Origin of the sequence: Novosphingobium capsulatum NBRC 12533 (assembly GCF_001598375.1) — a bacterium.
GTDB classification, from domain to species: domain Bacteria; phylum Pseudomonadota; class Alphaproteobacteria; order Sphingomonadales; family Sphingomonadaceae; genus Novosphingobium; species Novosphingobium capsulatum.
Map to the genome: position 1 here is coordinate 29,972 of NZ_BCYV01000026.1, position 19,381 is coordinate 49,352.

A 19,381-nucleotide genomic window follows, 5' to 3' on the forward strand; every position below is an offset into this window, starting at 1 on the left:
AACCATGCAGAATCTGCCGGGCAAAACAGCACTCGTCACCGGAGGGGCCAGCGGAATCGGCCTGGGAATCGCCAAGGCGCTGCTGGGCGCGGGCATGAACGTGGCGATTGCCGATATTCGCGACGATCACCTGGCGCAGGGCAGCGCCGAACTGGCCGACGTGGCCGGCGGCGCGACCGACCGCATCCTCGCGCTCAAGCTCGATGTGACCGACCGCGCCAACTATGCCGCGGTGGCCGATGCGATCGAGGCGCGCTTTGGCAAGATCCACATCCTGGTCAACAATGCCGGCGTCGCCGTGGTCGGCCCGACCGACCTCGCCACGTTCGCCGATTGGGACTGGGTCATGGGCGTGAACCTGGGCGGCACGATCAACGGCATCGTTACCGTGCTGCCGCGCATCCTGTCCCATGGCGAAGGCGGCCATATCGTCAACACCGCCTCGATGTCCGCCCTCGTGCCGGCGGCGGCGACCACGATCTATTCCTCGGGCAAGGCGGCCGTCACTTCGATGATGGAATGCATGCGCCCCGAACTGGAATCGCGCGGGGTGATCTGTTCCGCGTTCTGCCCCGGCGCGGTGCAATCCAACATTGCCGAAGCCGGCAAGACCCGCCCGGCAGAACTGGCGGAAACCGGCTATGCCGAAGCCGACAAGCGCCGCCAGGCCGGCGGCAATTTCTCGCACCTCTACCAGACCAAGGAGCAGGTCGGGGAGCGCGTGCTCGAAGGCATCCTCAACGATGAACTCTATATCCTCACCCACTCCGAATTCCTGGTGGGCGTGAAGGAACGGGGCGAGGCGACCACCGCCGCGGTGCAGACCCACCTGCCGGAAAACCCCGAATACAAGCAGACGTTTGCCATGCTGTTCCGCAACCCGGCGATCACCGCCGAAATCGAGCGGCAGAACGCACTCAAGGCCACCCGGATGGGAGTAACCGCATGAAGGATTTTGCCGGCCGCACGGCCTTCGTCACCGGTGGCGCCAACGGCGTTGGCATCGGCCTCGTCCGCCAGTTGCTCAACGAGGGCTGCAAAGTGGCGATTGCCGACATTCGCCAGGATTCGATCGACCAGGCCCTGGCCAGCCTCGACAACCGCGAAGTCATGGGCGTGCAGCTCGACGTGTCGAGCCGCGAGGCATTTCGCGAGGCGGCTGACCGCGTGGAGGCTGAATTTGGGCCAGTCTCGCTGTTGTTCAACAATGCCGGGGTCAACCTTTTCCAGCCGATCGAGGAATCAAGCTATGACGATTGGGACTGGCTGCTCGGCGTCAACCTTCACGGTGTGATCAACGGGGTGATGACCTTCGTGCCGCGCATGGTGGAACGGGTGAAGGCCGGCACGCAAAAGGGCGGGCATATTACCAACACCGCCTCGATGGCCGCCTTCCTCGCCGCCGGCACGCCGGGGATCTACAACACCACCAAGTTCGCCGTGCGCGGCCTTTCGGAATCGCTGCACTACTCGCTGCTGCAATATGGCATCGGCGTTTCGGTGCTGTGCCCGGGCCTGGTCAAAAGCTATATCTATGCCAGCGACGCGATCCGCCCCGACAGCCTGAAGGGTGGCGCCAAGCCGGTGAACCAGGAAGCCGTGGAGCGCCTGGCGGGCGTTCACGAATTCGGCATGGAGCCCGACGTGATCGCGCAGCGCACGCTCGACGCCATGCGCGAAAACCGCCTGCACATTTTCTCGCACCCCGATCATAGGCAAGAGATGCGCGAGATCTTTGACGAGATCATCGCCGAATACCGCGATTATCCCAAGGATGCCGGGCACGACCAGCGCGTGGCGTTCGAGGCGTTCCGCCGCGACTCATTCGCCAAGGCCCGCGCCGCCTCGCGCGCGTCGGATTTTTGACGTTTGCGCCGAAACTGAAGTTTCGGCGTTGCGGCACCGGCCCGCTCCCCCACCCGACCTCCCATAGGGTACTATCGTTGGGAGGTCGGGTGGGGGAGCGGGCCGGTGCCGCAACCGTAATTCCGGCAAAGCCGGAATTACGCCAAAATAAGCGCCGGCGTTTCGATCAGCTTCTTCACCGCCTGGACAAAGCTCGCTGCATCCCAGCCATCGACCACGCGATGGTCGCAACTGATCGAGATGTTCATCAGCTTGCGCTTGGCGATGCGTTCGCCGCCGAGGCCATCGGGCATGAACATCGGCCGCTCGACAATGCGGTTGGGGCCAATGATCGCCACTTCCGGCCGGTTGATCACCGGCGTCGTCGCCACGCCGCCCAGCGGGCCGAGCGAGGTGATAGTGAAGGTAGAGCCGGAAAGCTCGTCCGGCTTGGCCGTGCCGTTGCGCGCGGCATCGGCCAGGCGGGCGATTTCCCGCGCCAGGGCCCAGGGGTTCATCGCCTGGGCATTGCGGATCACCGGCACCATCAGGCCCGCCGGGGTCTGCGTCGCCATGCCCAGGTGCACCGCGCCGTGGCGCGTCACCACGCCGGCTTCATCGTCATAGCGTGCGTTGAGCATGGGGAACTGCGGCAGCGTGCGGCAGATCGCCACGATCAGCAGCGGCAGCATGGTCAGGCGCGGACGATCGAGACCGCCGGCATTGAGCTGCGCGCGCAGTTCTTCCAGCGCGGTGACATCGCATTCCTCGACATAGGAAAAATGCGGGATCGCGCGCTTGGACGCGGCCATGTTCTCGGCAATGCGGCGGCGCAGGCCAATCACCTTGACCTGCTCATCCGCCCGCGCTGCCGCGCCGGGGGCATAGCTGCGATTATAGGCAAGGAACTGGTCGAGATCGCCATGGCGCAGGCGCCCATCCTGCGACGGGCGCACCTGGGCCAGGTCGATCCCCAATTTCCGGGCGCGCTGGCGCACCGCCGGGCTGGCGAGCACGCGGGCGCTCTGGTGTCCGGTAGCAGGTTCTGCGCGAACGGGTGCAGGCTGTTCTTGCACAACCTCCGTTCGGGCTGAGCTTGTCGAAGCCCCCTGCACAACCTCCACGTCCGGCAAGCGCCCTTCGACAGGCTCAGGGCGAACGGGTGCGGGTTCGTCGTGCTCAGGTTCCGTTCGGGCTGAGCCTGTCGAAGCCCCTTCCCCAACCTCGCCGGCCACCTCGATCTCCACCAGCATCGAGCCGATCGGAATGCGATCGCCCACTTCGCCGGCGATCGAAACCACCCGGCCCGCGACGGGGCTTTCCATTTCCACGGTGGCCTTGTCGGTCATCATGTCGGCCAGCGGGCTGTCCTCGCCCACCGTGTCGCCGGGTTGCACGTGCCAGGCAACGATCTCGGCCTCGGCAATGCCTTCGCCGATGTCGGGCAGGCGGAAGGTGTAAAGCGCCATGGGATCAATCCTTGCAGATACGGTCGAGGGCTTCGCCGATGCGTACGGCCCCCGGGAAATAGGCCCATTCCAGGCTGTGCGGATAGGGCGTGTCGAAACCGGTCACGCGCTCGATCGGCACTTCCAGCTCGTAGAAGCAATGCTCCTGCACCAACGCTGAAAGCTCTGCGCCAAATCCGCCGGTGCGGGTCGCCTCGTGCACGATCATGCAGCGCCCGGTCTTGCGCACCGACTCGCGGATCGTGGCGATATCCAGCGGCACCAGCGTGCGCAGGTCGATCACTTCGGCATCCACGCCCTTGTCGATGCACACGGCATGCGCGACGTGGACCATCGTGCCATAGGCCAGCACCGTCACCGCCTCGCCTTCGCGCACCACGCGCGCCTTGCCCAGCGGCACGGTGTAATGGCCCTCGGGCACCTCGCTGTCGGGGTGCTTGCTCCACGGTTCAACCGGCTTGTCATAGGCGCCGGTGAACGGCCCGTTGTAGATCCGCTTGGGCTCGAAGAAGACAACCGGATCGTTGTCTTCGATCGCGGCGATCAGCAGCCCCTTGGCATCGTGCGGGTTTGACGGGATCACCGTCTTGAGGCCGGCCACATGGGTGAACAGTGCTTCCGGGCTCTGGCTGTGGGTCTGCCCGCCAAAGATGCCGCCACCAAAGGGCGATCGCACCGTCAGCGGCGCGATAAATTCCCCGGCCGAGCGATAGCGCAGCCGCGCCGCTTCCGACACCAGCTGATCCAGGCCCGGATAGATATAGTCGGCAAACTGGATTTCCGGCACCGGGCGCAGGCCATAGGCGCCCATGCCCACGGCCACGCCGATGATCCCGCATTCGCTGATCGGGGTATCGAACACGCGGGTCTTGCCATATTTCTTCTGCAGGCCGGCGGTGGCGCGGAACACCCCCCCGAAATAGCCCACGTCCTCGCCCATGATCACCACGGCGGGGTCGCGCTCCATCATCACGTCGAGGGCGTCGTTGATCGCCTCGATCATCGTCATGCGACGGCTCGTTCCCTGGTCCGTCATGGCATATCGTCTCCATCTTCGGGCCGCCAGTCGGGCCACTTGATCCGCCGCTCGCGCATCGCCTGCTCGCTCTGCTCCTGCAGGTGCCAGGGCAGCGTCTCGAACACGTCTTCGAACATCGTGTGGAACGGATGGTGCAGCCCGTGGCCCAGCACGCCGTTGGCCTCGGCCGCGCGCGTCGCGGCCTTCACCGCCTCGGCCAGTTCCTGGTCCATCGCTGCCTGGCGATCCTCGTCCCATTCGCCGAGCGCGATGAGGTGGTTCTTCAGCCGGACGATCGGGTCGCCCAGCGGCCAGGTGCTGCGTTCCTGCGCGCTGCGGTATTGCGAGGGATCGTCAGAGGTCGAATGCCCCTCGGCGCGATAGGTGAAATGCTCGATCAGCGTGGGCCCGGCATTGCTGCGCGCCCGGTTGGCCGCCCAGCGCGTGGCGGCATAGACCGCCAGCGGATCGTTGCCATCGACGCGCAGCCCGGCCACGCCATAGCCGATCGCCCGGGCGGCAAACGTCTGACGCTCGCCCCCGGCAAAGCCCGAAAAGCTGGAAATGGCCCACTGGTTGTTGACCACGTTGAGCACCACCGGCGCGTTATAGACGGTGGCAAAGGTCATCGCCGAATGGAAATCGCCCTCGGCGGTCGATCCCTCGCCCACCCAGGCAGCGGCAATGCGGGTATCGGCCGAAATGGCGCTGGCCATGGCCCAGCCCACTGCCTGCGGCAGCTGCGTGGCCAGGTTGCCCGAGATGGTGAAAAAGCCATAGTCACGCGCCGAATACATGATCGGCAGCTGGCGGCCTTTCAGCTTGTCGGCCTTGTTGGAGTAGATCTGGTTGATCATCTCGATCAGCGGATAGCCGCGCGTGATCAGGATGCCCTGCTGGCGATAGCTGGGAAAGACCATGTCATCGGCCGCCAGCGCCATAGCCGGCGCCACCGAGGTCGCCTCTTCGCCGGTGCACTTCATGTAGAAGCTGGTCTTGCCCTGGCGCTGGCCGCGAAACATGCGCTCGTCAAACGCGCGGGTCAGCGCCATGTTGCGCAGCATGGCGCGCAGGGTTTCTGGATCGAGCCGCGGGTTCCACGGCCCCAGCGCCTGACCATTTTCATCCAGCACGCGGATCAGGTCGGTGCACAAGGGCCAGGTATCGGCAGCGGCACAGGCCTCGTCCGGGCGGGGCTGCGCGCCCACCGGCGGCAGGTTGAGGCCGCTCCAGTCCGGCTCGGCACCGGGCCGCGCCTTGGGCTCGGGCACATGCAGCGCCAGGGGCTGCTGGTTGGCGAATTCTGCCACGATTATCCTTTCCCAGGCCTTTCGGTTTCCCTGGCAGCATAACGCGAAAGGGTTGGAAAGGGTTGCCAATTGCGGGGCAGGTAAAAGCACGGGAGTGCACTTTGCACTACCATCTTGGCAAAATGTAGTGCATTCATGCTTACATGTCGGAAACCACCGCACCGCCCGAACTCGACTCCTGGGATATCCGCATCCTGCAATGCCTCACCCGCGATGGCCGGATGAGCTGGCGCGACTTGGCCGAGGAAATCGGCCTGTCGCTCACCCCCACGATCCGCCGCGTGCGCCAGTTGGAGGCAGCCGGCCTGATCACCGGCTATTTCGCCCGGCTCGACGAACGCGCCCTGGCCGGGAAGATGAGCGTGTTCGTCTCGGTCACGCTCGAACGCCAGCAGCGCGAGGCGCTCGACCGGTTCGAGGGGCAGGTGGCGCAACTGCCCGAAATCATGAGCGGGTTTCTGATGTCCGGCGGGTCAGACTTCCTGCTGCGCTGCGTGGTGCGCGATCTCGATCACTACCGCGAACTGCTCGAACGGCTGACGCAGATCGAGGGCGTCGCCCATGTGCAAAGCAGCTTCGCGCTCAAGACCTTCATCAACCGCCCGGCCCCGCTGATCAGCGAAAGCCGCATCCGGCGCGCGCGGTGACGCGCAACATCGCCCTGGTCGTGCTCGCCGCGGGCCGCGCCAGCCGCTTTGGCGGTGGCAAGCTCGCGGCCCAGCTGGCCGGCAAACCGGTAATCGAACACGTCGCCACTGCCACCGCCGCCCTGCCCCTGGCGCAACGCATCCTCGTCGCCGCGCCCGATGTGCCAGCCCTGCCAGGCTTTACCCGCGTGGCACTCGATCCGCCCCAGGCGCCGCAATCCCGCTCGCTTGCGCTAGGCATTGCCGCCGCGCCGGGGGCAGACGCCGTGCTGATCGCGCTCGCCGATATGCCACTGGTGCCGGCGGCACACTTTGCCACGATGCTGGCCGCATTCGATGGCGATCGCCTGACCAGCAGTTGCAACGGCCAGCCGCTGCCGCCGGCCCTGCTTGGCGCGCAGCACTTCCCCGCGTTGCTGGCGCTGACGGGAGATCGCGGCGCAGGCGCCTTGTTGCGCGATGCGCCCGCGCTGGCGCTGACGGCCGAGCAGGCACTGGACATCGATACGCCCGAAGACCTGGCACGCGCCGCAGCGCTGCTTCCCCCTCCGTCAGCCCTACGGGCTGCCACCTCCCCCGAGGGGGGAGGATAACCCAGCCAGATCCTCCCCTCTCGGGGGAGGTGGCGGCCGCAGGCCGTCGGAGGGGGCGTCAGCAGCCCAGCGCATCAGTGCCCCTGCGCATGCTGCCGCATCAAGGCGTAGAAATCCGCAAACGTCAGCCGTGCATCGAGCGTCTCATAGACGCGCACGGTTCGTCCCGCGATTTCCGCCCCGTATGTGCCATCGGCATTGATCCGGCGCGCCGTCCGATCAACAAAAGTGCTGCTCTCGGGCGAGATCGCCGTCAGCAACACCGTCGGGCTGTCTCCCAGCGGCCAACTGCCCCCCACGTTGATAAAGGCAGGCGGCGTGGTAAACCGATCATAGAGCCACGCCCCGAACGGCGAGATCGGCCTGAGTTGGTCACCCAGTTCGGCCACCGAGGCCTGCATCTGCCGATAGGCCGCCTGGGGAATCTGCCACAAGGGAACGGCGGAGCGCTCGACAACCTCTTGCACCGCCGCAACATCGGTTGCCAGATTGTATTCCCAGTTGCCATTGGGATAGCTGCCACCGCCGATCCACACCACCGTCATCCGCTGGGCAATCCGCGGTTCGATGCGCAGCGCGGCGGCAAGGTTGGTCAACGGCCCGCCGCAGGTAAAGTACAGCGGCACGGGATCATCGCGCATTGCCTCTGCCACGATCGCCAGCGCCGCCTTCGATGCGGGTGCCTTGCTGTTGCCCAGGTCCTCGGTCCCGGCAAACACCGGCGGCGGCGCGACCAGGCCGGCCTGGCGCATCAGTTCTTCGGCAATATCCTTGCCGGCGGCAGCGGTCTTGCCGGCAATGGCGGGATCCGTCAGCTTGGGGTTCAGCGCCGAGCTGGTGATCAGCACCGTCCGGGTCTTGGGCGTCAGCAACTGATGCGCCAGCGCGACAAGGCCATCGGGATCGCCGGCAAAATCATTGTCGACGATCACCCGCGCCGATGGTCTTTGCGGGATGGCCCGAAAATTGGCGGCGCCGGCACGGCCCGCCAGAACCGATGCTCCCGTTCCTGCCAGCGAAACTGCAAACGCCCGTCTTGTCAGCATCTTTGCCCTCAATCCCCTCTGGTGCGCCAAGGCGGGCGCCCTTGTTATCGCTATCATATGGCAATCGGGCAGGTGTGCAACAGGGCCGCCGCCTCGTGCGTTACGCCAGCGGATGCAGCGCCTCGTAAGCGCCCACGATCTCCGCCAGCGCCGACAGCGCCAGCACGCCGGGCTCGCGCGTGCGGGGAATCAGGCCGATCGGGCTGGTTACCCGCGCCAGCTGGGTTTCGTTTACCCCGTCGCGGGCCAGATCGTCCAGCCGCGCCATCCGCGCGCGCATCCCGCCCTGTGCGCCGATGTAGAATGCCGGGCTATCGAGCGCCCAGCGCAGGATCGTGCGTTCCCATTCGTGATCGTGAAACAGCAGCAGGATCGCGGTCCAGGCATCAGCCTGCGCGCCCTGCGGCACCCCGCCCAGGCGCAGCGCGCCAGTGTCTTCCTTGGCAAAGACCTGCGTGGCTATGCCCATCGTGCGGGCCAGCGCAGCGGTCGCGGCCAGTTCCGCGCCCTCGCCCAGCAAGACCAGCGAGAGCGCGGGAATATAGGGCCGCGCACGCAGCAGGTGCGGCGGGGCATCGGCCGGCACGGGCAGCGGCAGGCTGGCCGGCTGGCGCGCGTCTAGTGCTTGCACCACCTGCGCCAGCGCAGCGCGATCGGGCGCGGGATCGAGCAGGATATCCAGCCCGCCACCACAGGGCAGGCGAAAATCGATGATCGGCGAACCCCGGCCATAGCGCTGCAGCGCCGGCACCGCGCCCGGCGCCATCTGCGCCAAGTCTCCGGCCAGTTGCCGTTCCAGGCAGACATCGGCCAAAGAGCCGGCCACGGATGCATCCGCGCCGGCTCCTTGCTCGACTCCTTGGGTCGCCATTTGCGCGCCCACCCGGCGCGAAAAGCTGCCATCGATCCCCACCACCGTGCACAGCCCGGTGCCCCCAGCATGGGCGGCCCGCAGCGCGGCATGGTCGGTGTGGATCATCGCATCTCCAGGTGGGCTTGGCGTCAGCCGATCAGGTCGGCCGCCGGGGTATAGGCATAGCCCAGGTCGTTGGCCACCGCTTCATAGGTCACCTTGCCAAACGCCACGTTCAGGCCATTGGCGAGGTGCACGTTGCGCGCCAGCGCGGCCTTCCAGCCCAGGTTGGCAATGGCCAGGGCATGGGGCAGGGTCACGTTGTTGAGCGCATAGGTGCTGGTGCGCGCCACGCCGCCCGGCATGTTGGCCACGCAATAGTGCACCACGCCATCGACCACATAGGTCGGCTCGGCATGGGTCGTGGCATGGCTGGTTTCAAAGCAGCCGCCCTGGTCGATCGCCACGTCCACCAGCACGGCGCCGGGCTTCATCGTGGACAGCATCTCGCGCGTGACCAGCTTGGGCGCAGCGGCGCCGGGCACCAGCACCGCGCCGATCACCAGGTCAGCCTCGGCCACGGCAGCGGCGATGTTGGCCTTGCCGGCATAGAGTGTCTTGGCACGGCTTTCGAAATGGGTGGCCAGGCGTTCCAGCACTTCGGGGCTGCGGTCGATGATCGTCACGTCGGCACCCAGGCCTGCGGCCATCTGCGCGGCATTGAAGCCGACCACGCCGCCGCCGATCACCGCCACCTTGGCCGGCAGCACGCCGGGCACGCCGCCCAGCAGCACGCCGCGCCCGCCATGGGCCTTTTCCAGGGCGGTGGCGCCGGCCTGGATCGCCATGCGCCCGGCCACCTGGCTCATCGGCTTGAGCAGCGGCAGGCCACCGGTCGCGTCGGTCACGGTTTCATAGGCGATGCACACCGCGCCCGACTTCACCAAGTCTGCGGTCTGTTCGGGATCGGGCGCCAGGTGCAGATAGGTATAAAGGATCTGGCCTTCGCGCAGCATGGCGCGTTCCACCGCCTGCGGTTCCTTGACCTTGACCACCATGTCGGCGCGGGCAAACACTTCGGCCGCGGTGCCCACGATCTGCGCGCCGGCCGCCACATAGGCTTCGTCGGCAGCGCCGATGCCGGCGCCGGCACCGGTTTCCACCAGCACGGTGTGCCCGTGCGCCACCAGTTCATGCGCGCTTTCGGGGGTCAGCCCGACGCGATATTCGTGGTTCTTGATTTCCTTGACGGTGCCGACAAGCATGCGTGATCTCCCAAAGCGATCGATTACGATCCCAGTAGGATGATATGGGAAAACGCTGGGCTATTTTTCCCTATTTTTGGCGCGCATTCGCCGGATCTCGGGATTTTCTCCCGAACATCCGGCGATCGGCGCAAATTATAGCGATGGAACCGCGATGCAGGCCAGCTTCACATCGAGATAATCATCCACGCCCAGGTGTGAACCTTCGCGGCCCTGGCCCGATTCCTTGACCCCGCCGAATGGCGCCACCTCGGTAGAGATCAGCCCGGTGTTGATGCCCACCATGCCGTATTCCAGCGATTCGGTCAGGCGCCATTGCCGCGCGGCATCGGCGGTATAGGCATAGGCCGCCAGCCCGGCGCGGGTGTTGTTGGCCAGGGCAACGGCTTCCTGCTCGCTCGAAAAGCGGACCAGGCCAGCCAGCGGACCAAAGGTTTCCTCGCGGTTGAGAAGGGCATCGGCCGGCACGTCGGCAATCACCGTCGGCTCGAAAAAGCGCGCGCCGATGGCCTTTGCCTGCTTGCCGCCGGTCAGGATCTTGCCGCCCTTGGCCACGGCATCGGCGACATGCGCGGTGATCTTGGCCACGGCGCGATCGTCGATCAGCGGGCCCTGGTCGGTCGGCCCGTCAAGGCCCGGCCCGACGCGATAGGCGGCCACGCGCGCGGCCAGCTTTTGCGCAAAGGCATCATGCACATCGGTGTGCACCAGCAGGCGGTTGGCGCAGACGCAGGTTTGCCCGGTATTGCGAAACTTGGAGGCAAGCGCCCCTTCGACCGCAGCATCGAGATCGGCGTCCTCGAACACGATGAACGGCGCATTGCCGCCCAGTTCCAGGCTCACCCGCTTGACCGTGCCGGCGCACTGCGCGGCCAGCAGCTTGCCCACGGCGGTCGATCCGGTGAACGTGAACTTGGCCACCCGCGAATCGCCGGTCAGCACTTCGCCGATTGGCTTGGCCTGCCCGGTGATCACGCTGAGCAGACCATCGGGCAGCCCCGCTTCCTGCGCCAGCGCCGCCAGCGCCAGGGCCGAAAACGGCGTGAGTTCCGAAGGCTTGATCACGATCGGGCAGCCCACGGCCAGCGCCGGGCCGGCCTTGCGCGTGATCATCGCCAGCGGAAAATTCCACGGCGTGACCGCGCCGACCACGCCCACCGGCTGGCGGGTGACAACCAGGCGTCGATCGGCCTGGTGCGGGGCGATCACCTCGCCACGCACGCGCCGCGCCTCTTCGCCAAACCATTCCAGGAACGATGCGGCATAGCCCACTTCGCCCTTGGCCTCGGCCAGGGGCTTGCCCTGTTCGGCGGTCATGATCGTGGCCAGATCGTCGGCATGCTCCAGCATCAGCGCGGCCCAGCGCTTGAGCACCGCGCCACGCTCCTTGGCGGTCTTGGCCTTCCACGGCCCGAACGCGGCCTGCGCAGCGTCCACCGCCTCGCGCGTTTCGGCCGCGCCCAGATCGGGCACGTGGCCGATCACCGCGCCGGTGGCGGGATTGTCCACCGCGATGGTCGCCGCCGCGCCGCGCCATTGCCCCGCCACGAACGCCTGTTCGCGCCACAGGTCGGGGCGCTTGAGCGCGGGGCGGGTCACTTCCACAATATCACTCATGCCATCACCTTGCCGGCCACTGTCGCCAGGGCCTGTTCCACCAGATCGAGCCCTTCGTCGATCAGTTCGTCCGAAGCGGTCAACGGTACAAGCACGCGAATGGTTTCGCCCTTGGTGCCGCACGACAGCAGGATCAGCCCGCGTTCCAGCGCAGCAACGGTCACCGCCTTGGCCAGGGCGCCATCGGTTTCCCCGGCGGCATTGGTCACGTCAAAGCCGAACATCGCGCCGAGCCCGCGAATATTGGCCACCGGCAGGCCGGCGGCGGCAAAGCCTTCCACCCGCGTGCGCATGCGCTGCCCGATCGCAGCGGCGCGGGCGCAGAGGCCGTCTTCCTCGATCACCTCGAGCACGGCGAGCGCAGCCGCGCAGCCGATCGGCGATCCGCCATAGGTGCCGCCCAGACCGCCAGGATCGAGCGCGTCCATCAGCGGCGCCCGGCCGATCAGCCCGGCGAGCGGAAAGCCGCCGGCCAGCGACTTGGCCACGCAGACCAGATCGGGTTCCACCCCGGAATTTTCGATGCCGAACATCTTGCCGGTGCGGGCAAAGCCGGCCTGCACCTCGTCGGCGATCAGCAGGATGCCGTGCTGATCAGCCAGGGCACGCAGCGCTTCCAGGAATGCCGGCGGCGCCACGTGAAAGCCGCCTTCGCCCTGCACCGGCTCGACGATGAACGCCGCCACGCGCTCGGGCTCCACATCGGCGGCAAACAGGTATTGGATCGCCTCCAGCGTGCGCTCCACCGTGTTGCCATTGAGGCCGGTGGGGAACGGCGCGTGGAACACCTCGCCCGGCATCGGGCCAAAGCGGCGCTTGTAGGGCGTGGTCTTACCGGTCATCGCACTGGCCAGCAGCGTGCGGCCATGAAAACCGCCGGTAAAGGCGATCACCGCCGAACGCCCCGTTGCCGCGCGCGCCACTTTCACCGCGTTTTCCGTGGCCTCAGCCCCGGTGGTGAGCAGCAGGGTCTTGGCCGGCCCGGAAAATGGGGCGAGAGCGTTCAATTTTTCCGCCAGCGCGACATAGCTTTCATAAGGGCAGACCTGGAACGCGGTGTGGGTAAAGCGTTCCAGTTGCGCCTGCACCGCGGCCATGACCTTGGGGTGGCGGTGCCCGGTATTGAGCACGGCAATGCCACCGGCAAAATCGACGAAGCGGCGCCCTTCCACGTCCCACAATTCGGCATTGTCCGCGCGATCGGCAAACACCGCGGTGGATGATGCCACGCCGCGCGGCACGGCCTGTTCACGGCGGGCAAGAAGAGAGGCGTTATCGGCCATGGCGGCACACTCCGGGCAAGAGAAACAGATGCCCATGCTTGTCGCACCATCGGCTTGCGCGCAAAAGCCCACTAATGCTACCCGGATGGTGACCAGGGGTTACCATTGCCATGCCAGATCGTCCACACCTGCCGCCCTTTGCCGCGCTGCGCGCGTTCGAGGCGTTTGGCCGCCATGGTGGGGTGCGCCGCACGGCCGCTGCACTGGGCGTTAGCCATGCCATCGTCAGCCGCCATCTGCGCGCGCTGGAAGACTGGCTGGGGGTCATGCTGGTCGATCGCCACGGCGGCGGGCTGACCCCGGCGGGGGAAAGCTATCACGCGCTGATCGGCCCGGCGTTCGACCAGTTGTGCACCGCCACCAGCCAGATGCGCGGTGGCGCAGCGGGCGGGCGGCTCGATGTGTGGTCGGTGGCGGGCCTGGCCTATCTGTGGCTCACCCCCAACCTGCCCGGCTTTGGCCGCCGCTACCCCGGCATGGCGCTGGACCTGCGGCCCAGTGACAGCCCGCCCGACCTTGTCCGGCGCGAGGCGCAGGGCGATATCCGCTGGTATCTCGATACGGCCCCGGCGCTGGCCACCCCACGCAACCTCACACGCCAGGCGATCGTGCGGCCACGCCTGTTTCCGGTGGCGCGGGCCGATGCGCCCTGGCTGGCCGGCGCCCGCGTCGCTACCCCACGCGATCTCCTGGCCCTGCCCCTGCTGCACGAGGATTCCGACGCCGAATGGCGCGCCTGGTTTGCCGCGCAAGGCCTGGAAGATGCCCAGCCGCCACTGGCCGCGCGGCTGTGGCAGGCGCACATGACCCTGGCTGCGGCCGCCGATGGCCAGGGGGTGGCGATCACCAATGGCTTCCTGGCGGCAGAGCACCTGCGCAGCGGGCGCCTGGTCGAACTGGGCGCGGGCAATCCGGCCTTTTCCCCCTGCGCGCCGGGCGCCTATTACTTCACCGCGCGGGCAGATATGTGGGACGCGCAACCGATCGCCCGCTTCCGCGCCTGGCTGGCAGAGGCCGTGGCCGCCTCACCGGTCGATTGGCTGGCCTGACGCGGCAGCCGCGCGCAGCCAATCGGCCAGGGCATGGACATGGGCATCGCCCCGCCCTTTGGCCCGCACCACCATGGTCAGCTGCGCCGCGCCCAGCCAGATGCGGTCACCCACGGGCACCAGCTCACCACGCGCCACCCATGGCGCGGCATAACCCTGCGCCGCCAATGCCAAGCCCAGCCCATCGGCCGCCGCGCCCAGCAGGGCGGGCACGGCGGTAAACGTCGGCCCGGCGATCAGCGCGTCACCGCCCGGCATCGCCAAGCCGAAGTGGGCATACCATGCCGCCCAATCCACCGGCCCTTCATCGTGCAACAGCGGCACGGTGCCCCGCCCTTCGAGAAACCCAGCCGCCGCCCCGGCCAGCGCCGGCGCGGCATAGACCGCATAGTCCAGCCCCAGCAGCGTTTCACTGGGCAGGCCCGTGTCGCCACCATCGGGCGCGTCGGTCAGGAAGATATCGAGTTCGGTCGTCTCGAAATCCACCGCCAGACCGCGGCTGTCGAGCCACAGGTCCATCCCCGGCAGATCGGCCATGAGGCGCGGCAGGCGCGGCTGCAGCCAGCACCCGGCAAACCCGGCATCGGCATAGACAATCACCGAATTGGCCTTGCGATAGGGCGCCAGCCGGCTCACCCCGCCGCGCAGCACCTTGAGCATGTCGCGAACCGTGCGGTGGAAATCGCGGCCAGCATCGGTCAGGACCACCTGGCGATAGACCCGGCGGAACAGGGCATGGCCCAGCGCCTCTTCCAGGTTGCGCACCTGGTGGCTGATCGCCGATTGCGTCAGTCCCAGTTCCTGCGCCGCCGCGGCAAAGCTGCCCAGCCGGGCGGCCGCCTCGAACCCTTCCAGGGACTTGAGCGGGGGAAGCCGGTCACGCGCCATGCGTGATCACGCCAGATCGTTCAGGATCTCACGCAGCATGCCAAAGATCGTGTCGATCTGCGCGGCGCTGATCATCAAGGGCGGAGACAGCGCGATGATATCGCCGGTCACGCGGATCAGCAGCCCGGCATCGAACGCGCGGTGGAACGCCTCCATCGCCCGCGCGCCCACTGTCCCATCGCGCGGGGCCAGTTCGATCCCGGCCACCAGCCCCAGATTGCGCACGTCGATCACATGCGGGCAATCAGCCAGCGCGTGCGCCGCCGCTTCCCAATGCGCAGCCAGCGCGGCGGCATTCTCGAACAGCCCTTCCTCGCGATAGAGCCCCAGCGTCGCCAGCCCGGCCGCTGCCGCCACGGGATGGCCGGAATAGGTATAGCCGTGATAGAACTCGATGCCCTCGGGGCTGCCGTTGACCACGGTATCGTGCACCTCGCGGCTGGCGATCACTGCCCCCATCGGCACGGTGCCGTTGGTCAGCCCCTTGGCCGTGGTGATGATATCGGGCGTCACGCCAAAGTATTCCGCCGCCGTGGCTTTGCCCAGGCGACCAAAGCCAGTGATTACCTCGTCAAAGATCAGCAGGATGCCGTGCTTGCGGGTGATATCGCGCAGCGCCTGGAGATAGCCCTGCGGCGGCACCAAGACCCCGGTGGAGCCCGCCACCGGCTCCACGATCACCGCCGCGATCGTTTCAGGCCCATGCAGCGCCATCAGTTCTTCCAGCTCCTCGGCCAGGGCACCATTGCCCGGCTGCATGCCCCGGCAAAACCGCACGGCCTGGCCATGGGTGTGCGACAGGTGATCCACCCCCCACACCTGGCTGACAAAGCGGCGCCGGTTGCCGCCGATGCCGCCCACCGAAAGCCCGCCGAAATTGGTGCCGTGATAGCCGCGCTGCCGCCCGATCAGGCGAAAGCGCGTGTGATCGCCGCGCGCATGGTGATAGGCCAGCGCCATCTTGAGCGCGGTATCGGCGCTTTCCGAACCCGAATTGGTGAAGAACACGCGGTCCATCCCCGCCGGCATGATCCGCGCCACATCGCTGGCCAGGCGGAACGCCAGGGGATGGCCCAGTTGGAACGTCGGCGCGAAATCGAGCGTCTGCGCCGCCCGGGTCACGGCATCGGTGATCGCCGCGCGCCCGTGCCCGGCGTTCACGCACCATAGCCCCGCCGTGGCATCGAGCACTTGGCGTCCATCGGCCGTGGTATAGTGCATGTCGCTCGCCGCCACGAACAGGCGCGGGTTCTGCTTGAAGAACCGATTGTTGGTGAACGGCATCCAGAAATGATCAAGATCCACGCCATCCATGCTGGCGAAATCGATCGACGCTGGGGCCGCTGCGGGCGACTGGGTCTGGCTGGCCATGAAAGCTCCTGCAAACGGCGATGCCGTGAATCTTTTTCAGGTTACCTTTCGAAAATGGCACGCCGACGCGGGAGGGGGAAAAGCGATCGTCGGTGGTGCATGGGGCGCACCACACATCGGCTCACTCCACCTGCTGGCGCAGGAAGCGGCGCAATTGCGCGATGGCCGGATTGTTGGCGCGATCGGCGCGCGTCACCATGCAATAAGACCCGATTGCCACGGCCTGCGCGCCCGGCACCGCCAGTTCCACCAGCGCGCCACTGGCCAGGTCATCGGCCACGAGATAGCGATTGGCCAGGGCCAGCCCGCGTCCCGCCCGCGCCGCAGCCAGCGCCAGGTGGGCATGCCACAGCAGCGCGCCGGGCAGCGGCTGGCGCCCCAGGTCCAGCCCATTGCCGCGCAGCCAGAACCGCCATTGCTCGTGGTGCTCCTCATGCAACAGCGGCGCGGCCAAGAGATCGTCCACCCCGCCGATCCCGACCATCGCCCGTGCCACGCCCGGGCTCGCCACGACCAGTAGCGGCGGTCGCGCCAGCACCAGCGTGTGCAGCCCCGGCCCGCCCGGCTGCGGCAGCCAGCCATCGCCGTAATAGCGGATATCCACATCGGCTTCGAACTGGATCAGGTTGGCCGGCCGGTCGGTGGGGCGCAGTTCCACCTGGAAACCCGGCCCGGTCTGCTCGAACGCGGCAATCTGCGCAGACAGCCACTGCGTGGCAAAGCCCGGCACGCACCACAGCCGCAGGTCGTGAATCTGCCCCTGGGCCATGATCTCGCGCGTGGCAGACACCACATCGAGCATCGCGGCCGAAACCCGCGCATGATAGGCCTGCCCCGCCTCGGTCAAGGTCACGCGGCCGCCCTGGCGATCGACCAGCATCACCCCCAGCCATTCCTCCAGCGCCTTGAGATGGCGGCTCACCACCGTGTGATCGAGGCGCAGCAGCGCGGCGGCGCGGCGCACCCCACCGACCCGGCCTACCACCTCGAACGCGCGCAGCGCGGCAAACGGTGGAATGGCCTTGCCCGACAGGAAATCGCCGGAAATCAGGTCTTTGGGAGGCAACGAATTGGGCACGCACGTCCTCATTGCTGGTGCGATCGCATCATACCACGAATTGGGCGGTGCACCAGACGCACCACGCAGCCCAAAATCGCAACATTTCCCGCCGATCGCGCAGTTGACGCCGGACAATCCAATCGCAATTGTGATCGCAGCACTTTGCAACAGGAGACCGTCCGATGCGCGTCCACATCCGCTCTGCGCGGCATTTTGCCCTGGGCCTTGGCCTGGCGCTGGCCCTGCCCGCCACCGCAGCCCTTGCTGATACCGGCGCCGCCAGCATCGCCAAGCCGGCCAAACTGGCAAGCAGCGCGGTCACCGCCGCCCTCGCCAGCAGCGCCGCGCACCACAGCAGCGAAGGCGGCGCGGCTGTATCAGACCTGCCGCAGCTGCATTCGGCCGACAAGAAGTTCATGAGCGGCGCCTATGCCGTTGCCGGCCCCAACCACGACAGCTTCACCGGCGCAGGCTATCCGGTGAACGAATTCATGGTCTTCCTTTCGGGCGGCGTCACCCTCACCTCGGCCGATGGCACCGTGCTGGAGGTGAAGGCCGGCGATGCAGTATCGATCCCCAAGGGCTGGCTAGGCCGGTGGGATTCCAAGGGCTATGAAAAGTTCTACGTGGTCTACGACCCCGAAAAGCCGGTGGAATAAAGCAACAGTAAGCCCCCTCCTCTTCAGAGGAGGGGGTTGGGGGGTGGTGCGAAACCTTGCGCTACGCCTCCACCACCCCCGGCCCCTCCTCTGAAGAGGAGGGGAGAGCAACGCCCGCTTTCCCCCTCCGCCTATGCCGCGCGCACGCGGGTGATCACATCCTGAAACGCACGATAGGCATCTTCGCCCAGATAGTTGGCGTATTGGCACTTGGCGAGCGCCGCCTCGGGCGGGAAGATCGCGGGGTTGTCGCGATATTCGGCGTCCATCTGCGCCAGCGCAGCGCCATTGGGCGTGGGATAGCGAATGGTGCGCGAGATATCGGCGCCGGCGTCTGCGCTCAGCAGGTAGTTGATGAACGCGTGCGCCGCATCGGGATTGGGCGCGCCAGCGGGGATGCACAGCTGGTCGGACTGCAGGATGCTGCCTTCCTTGGGCACCACGAACGCGAGGTCCTTGTCCTCGCGCATCACCTGGGCGATGTCGCCGTTGTATTCGATCACGATGTCGCAATCGCCAGACAGCAGCAGATCCTGGCCATTGTCGTCATGGAACGTGGCGATGTTGCCCTTCTGGCGGATCAGCAGGTCCTGCACCTTGGCGAGCGTCGCCTTGTCGAACGTGTTCATGTCGGCGCCGAGGTAGATTTCGGTCAGCCGGCACAGGTCTGCCGCGTCAGACAGCACGGCAATGCGGCCCTTGTATTGCGGCGAATCCAGCACCCATTTCCAGCTGTCGGGCACGCCCTGGATCTTTGATTTGCGATAGCCGATGCCCAGCACCAGCCAGGTATAGGGCATGGCATATTTGCGGCCCGGATCGAACGGCGCATCCTGGAACCGCGGCAGGATGTTCTTCATGTTGGGAATCTTGGCATGGTCGAGCGGCATCAGCATGTTGGCCTTGGCCATGCGCTGCACGAAATCGTTGGCTGGCACCACCACGTCATAGCCGGGATTGCCGCCGCGCAGCTTGGCAAACAGCTCGTCGTTGTTGGAATAGAGGCTCATATTCACGCCGATGCCGCTGGCCTGCTCAAAGCCCGACAGGGTATGCTTACCGACGTAGGTATCCCAGTTGTAGAAATTGACCATCTGCGAAGGATGCTTCTTGCACCCCGCCAGCCCGGAAAACGTGATGCCGACCGCGGCCGTGCCCAGGCCGGCCAGGAATCCGCGCCGCGAAGGGGTTGCTTGCATGATTGCCCTCATGGTTGGCCCGGTTGGATTTTCGGGCATTGCTTTTGCGCACGATATGTGATCACAGGATACAGGTAAAGCCTTTCATCACGGGGAAACGACAATGGCACGCGATGGCTCACCCAAAGGCATGCCCGGCGGACGGCTGACGCGGCGCGCCTTCGTGCAGACCGGCTCGGCCACGGCGGCCGCCGCGCTGGCCACGCCCG

The 19,381-nt window shown here is 66.7% G+C and carries 18 protein-coding genes; 6 read left to right on the forward strand and 12 right to left on the reverse strand.

Features of this window, described 5'->3' with window-relative positions:
• Positions 1–4: 4 nt before the first annotated feature.
• Together SCA01S_RS19370 and SCA01S_RS19375 are read left to right on the forward strand one after the other, a co-directional pair.
• Complete coding sequence (locus tag SCA01S_RS19370) at positions 5–949, forward strand: SDR family NAD(P)-dependent oxidoreductase (protein WP_062788321.1); 945 nt, start codon at positions 5–7, stop codon at positions 947–949.
• Positions 946–1,866: an SDR family NAD(P)-dependent oxidoreductase gene (locus tag SCA01S_RS19375; RefSeq protein ID WP_062788322.1), complete on the forward strand. Its 921-nt coding sequence runs from the start codon at positions 946–948 to the stop codon at positions 1,864–1,866. Before SCA01S_RS19370 ends, SCA01S_RS19375 begins: the two co-directional genes overlap by 4 nt.
• Positions 1,867–2,003: 137 nt before the next feature.
• Here the strand turns inward: SCA01S_RS19375 and SCA01S_RS19380 are convergent, their stop codons facing one another.
• Genes SCA01S_RS19380 through SCA01S_RS19390 form a run of 3 tightly spaced genes read right to left on the reverse strand, consistent with a single transcriptional unit; the run spans position 2,004 to position 5,642 of the window.
• A complete protein-coding gene (locus tag SCA01S_RS19380; RefSeq protein WP_062788323.1) occupies positions 2,004–3,314 on the reverse strand; it encodes a dihydrolipoamide acetyltransferase family protein in 1,311 nt (436 codons plus the stop codon).
• Positions 3,315–3,318: 4 nt separating this feature from the next.
• Positions 3,319–4,350 (reverse strand): alpha-ketoacid dehydrogenase subunit beta, encoded by a 1,032-nt coding sequence (locus tag SCA01S_RS19385; protein WP_231627798.1) that lies wholly within the window; start codon positions 4,348–4,350, stop codon positions 3,319–3,321.
• Positions 4,347–5,642: a thiamine pyrophosphate-dependent enzyme gene (locus tag SCA01S_RS19390; protein ID WP_245652792.1), complete on the reverse strand. Its 1,296-nt coding sequence runs from the start codon at positions 5,640–5,642 to the stop codon at positions 4,347–4,349. The genes SCA01S_RS19385 and SCA01S_RS19390 overlap by 4 nt, the downstream gene beginning before the upstream one ends.
• 143 nt (positions 5,643–5,785) lie before the next feature.
• On the opposite strand from SCA01S_RS19390, the gene SCA01S_RS19395 reads away from it, so the two are divergent.
• Together SCA01S_RS19395 and SCA01S_RS19400 are read left to right on the forward strand one after the other, a co-directional pair.
• Positions 5,786–6,289, forward strand: coding sequence for an Lrp/AsnC family transcriptional regulator (locus SCA01S_RS19395; RefSeq protein WP_062788325.1), 504 nt, complete (start codon positions 5,786–5,788; stop codon positions 6,287–6,289).
• On the forward strand, positions 6,286–6,882 hold the full coding sequence (locus SCA01S_RS19400) for a nucleotidyltransferase family protein (protein ID WP_062788327.1): 597 nt from the start codon (positions 6,286–6,288) through the stop codon (positions 6,880–6,882). The genes SCA01S_RS19395 and SCA01S_RS19400 overlap by 4 nt, the downstream gene beginning before the upstream one ends.
• Before the next feature lie 74 nt (positions 6,883–6,956).
• Here the strand turns inward: SCA01S_RS19400 and SCA01S_RS19405 are convergent, their stop codons facing one another.
• The 5 genes from SCA01S_RS19405 to gabT form a co-directional block, all read right to left on the reverse strand.
• Positions 6,957–7,814: a nucleoside hydrolase gene (locus tag SCA01S_RS19405; RefSeq protein WP_245652794.1), complete on the reverse strand. Its 858-nt coding sequence runs from the start codon at positions 7,812–7,814 to the stop codon at positions 6,957–6,959.
• Between the two features lie 214 nt (positions 7,815–8,028).
• Positions 8,029–8,907 carry an XdhC family protein gene (locus tag SCA01S_RS19410; RefSeq protein WP_062788330.1) on the reverse strand — a complete coding sequence of 293 codons (879 nt, stop codon included), beginning with the start codon at positions 8,905–8,907 and terminating at the stop codon, positions 8,029–8,031.
• A gap of 23 nt (positions 8,908–8,930) precedes the next feature.
• A complete protein-coding gene (ald, locus tag SCA01S_RS19415) occupies positions 8,931–10,046 on the reverse strand; it encodes an alanine dehydrogenase (protein ID WP_054132664.1) in 1,116 nt (371 codons plus the stop codon).
• A 135-nt stretch (positions 10,047–10,181) separates the two neighbouring features.
• On the reverse strand, positions 10,182–11,663 hold the full coding sequence (locus tag SCA01S_RS19420) for an NAD-dependent succinate-semialdehyde dehydrogenase (RefSeq protein ID WP_062788332.1): 1,482 nt from the start codon (positions 11,661–11,663) through the stop codon (positions 10,182–10,184).
• Positions 11,660–12,946: a 4-aminobutyrate--2-oxoglutarate transaminase gene (gabT, locus tag SCA01S_RS19425; RefSeq protein WP_062788334.1), complete on the reverse strand. Its 1,287-nt coding sequence runs from the start codon at positions 12,944–12,946 to the stop codon at positions 11,660–11,662. The genes SCA01S_RS19420 and gabT overlap by 4 nt, the downstream gene beginning before the upstream one ends.
• A 110-nt stretch (positions 12,947–13,056) precedes the next feature.
• Between gabT and SCA01S_RS19430 the strand changes: the two genes are divergently transcribed.
• The gene (locus tag SCA01S_RS19430) at positions 13,057–13,995 is read left to right on the forward strand and encodes a LysR substrate-binding domain-containing protein (RefSeq protein WP_062788336.1); all 939 of its coding nucleotides are present in this window, start codon (positions 13,057–13,059) and stop codon (positions 13,993–13,995) included.
• On the opposite strand, the gene SCA01S_RS19435 is transcribed toward SCA01S_RS19430, so the two are convergent.
• The 3 genes from SCA01S_RS19435 to SCA01S_RS19445 form a co-directional block, all read right to left on the reverse strand.
• Positions 13,972–14,883, reverse strand: coding sequence for a LysR family transcriptional regulator (locus tag SCA01S_RS19435; RefSeq protein WP_062788337.1), 912 nt, complete (start codon positions 14,881–14,883; stop codon positions 13,972–13,974). The genes SCA01S_RS19430 and SCA01S_RS19435 overlap by 24 nt on opposite strands.
• Before the next feature lie 6 nt (positions 14,884–14,889).
• Positions 14,890–16,254, reverse strand: a complete 1,365-nt coding sequence (gene aptA / locus SCA01S_RS19440) for an omega-aminotransferase AptA (protein ID WP_084391141.1) — start codon at positions 16,252–16,254, stop codon at positions 14,890–14,892.
• A 121-nt stretch (positions 16,255–16,375) separates the two neighbouring features.
• Positions 16,376–17,332 (reverse strand): LysR substrate-binding domain-containing protein, encoded by a 957-nt coding sequence (locus SCA01S_RS19445; RefSeq protein ID WP_062788348.1) that lies wholly within the window; start codon positions 17,330–17,332, stop codon positions 16,376–16,378.
• Positions 17,333–17,496: 164 nt separating this feature from the next.
• Here SCA01S_RS19445 and SCA01S_RS19450 point away from each other — a divergent pair, with 164 nt between their 5' ends.
• Entirely contained in the window at positions 17,497–17,973 is a 477-nt protein-coding gene (locus SCA01S_RS19450; RefSeq protein ID WP_062788339.1) for a cupin domain-containing protein, read from the forward strand.
• Between the two features lie 131 nt (positions 17,974–18,104).
• Here SCA01S_RS19450 and SCA01S_RS19455 read toward each other — a convergent pair whose 3' ends face one another.
• Positions 18,105–19,172 carry an ABC transporter substrate-binding protein gene (locus tag SCA01S_RS19455; RefSeq protein ID WP_022675408.1) on the reverse strand — a complete coding sequence of 356 codons (1,068 nt, stop codon included), beginning with the start codon at positions 19,170–19,172 and terminating at the stop codon, positions 18,105–18,107.
• Positions 19,173–19,381: the final 209 nt, after the last annotated feature.

What these genes read in the sequence shown, in the direction of transcription:
- SCA01S_RS19370 (WP_062788321.1), top strand. Translation starts at nt 5, where the DNA reads ATGCAGAATCTGCCGGGCAAAACAGCACTCGTCACCGGAGGGGCCAGC.
- SCA01S_RS19375 (WP_062788322.1), top strand. Translation starts at nt 946, where the DNA reads ATGAAGGATTTTGCCGGCCGCACGGCCTTCGTCACCGGTGGCGCCAAC.
- SCA01S_RS19380 (WP_062788323.1), bottom strand. Translation starts at nt 3,314, where the DNA reads ATGGCGCTTTACACCTTCCGCCTGCCCGACATCGGCGAAGGCATTGCC.
- SCA01S_RS19385 (WP_231627798.1), bottom strand. Translation starts at nt 4,350, where the DNA reads ATGACGGACCAGGGAACGAGCCGTCGCATGACGATGATCGAGGCGATC.
- SCA01S_RS19395 (WP_062788325.1), top strand. Translation starts at nt 5,786, where the DNA reads ATGTCGGAAACCACCGCACCGCCCGAACTCGACTCCTGGGATATCCGC.
- SCA01S_RS19410 (WP_062788330.1), bottom strand. Translation starts at nt 8,907, where the DNA reads ATGATCCACACCGACCATGCCGCGCTGCGGGCCGCCCATGCTGGGGGC.
- ald (WP_054132664.1), bottom strand. Translation starts at nt 10,046, where the DNA reads ATGCTTGTCGGCACCGTCAAGGAAATCAAGAACCACGAATATCGCGTC.
- SCA01S_RS19420 (WP_062788332.1), bottom strand. Translation starts at nt 11,663, where the DNA reads ATGAGTGATATTGTGGAAGTGACCCGCCCCGCGCTCAAGCGCCCCGAC.
- gabT (WP_062788334.1), bottom strand. Translation starts at nt 12,946, where the DNA reads ATGGCCGATAACGCCTCTCTTCTTGCCCGCCGTGAACAGGCCGTGCCG.
- SCA01S_RS19430 (WP_062788336.1), top strand. Translation starts at nt 13,057, where the DNA reads ATGCCAGATCGTCCACACCTGCCGCCCTTTGCCGCGCTGCGCGCGTTC.
- SCA01S_RS19435 (WP_062788337.1), bottom strand. Translation starts at nt 14,883, where the DNA reads ATGGCGCGTGACCGGCTTCCCCCGCTCAAGTCCCTGGAAGGGTTCGAG.
- aptA (WP_084391141.1), bottom strand. Translation starts at nt 16,254, where the DNA reads ATGGCCAGCCAGACCCAGTCGCCCGCAGCGGCCCCAGCGTCGATCGAT.
- SCA01S_RS19450 (WP_062788339.1), top strand. Translation starts at nt 17,497, where the DNA reads ATGCGCGTCCACATCCGCTCTGCGCGGCATTTTGCCCTGGGCCTTGGC.
- SCA01S_RS19455 (WP_022675408.1), bottom strand. Translation starts at nt 19,172, where the DNA reads ATGCAAGCAACCCCTTCGCGGCGCGGATTCCTGGCCGGCCTGGGCACG.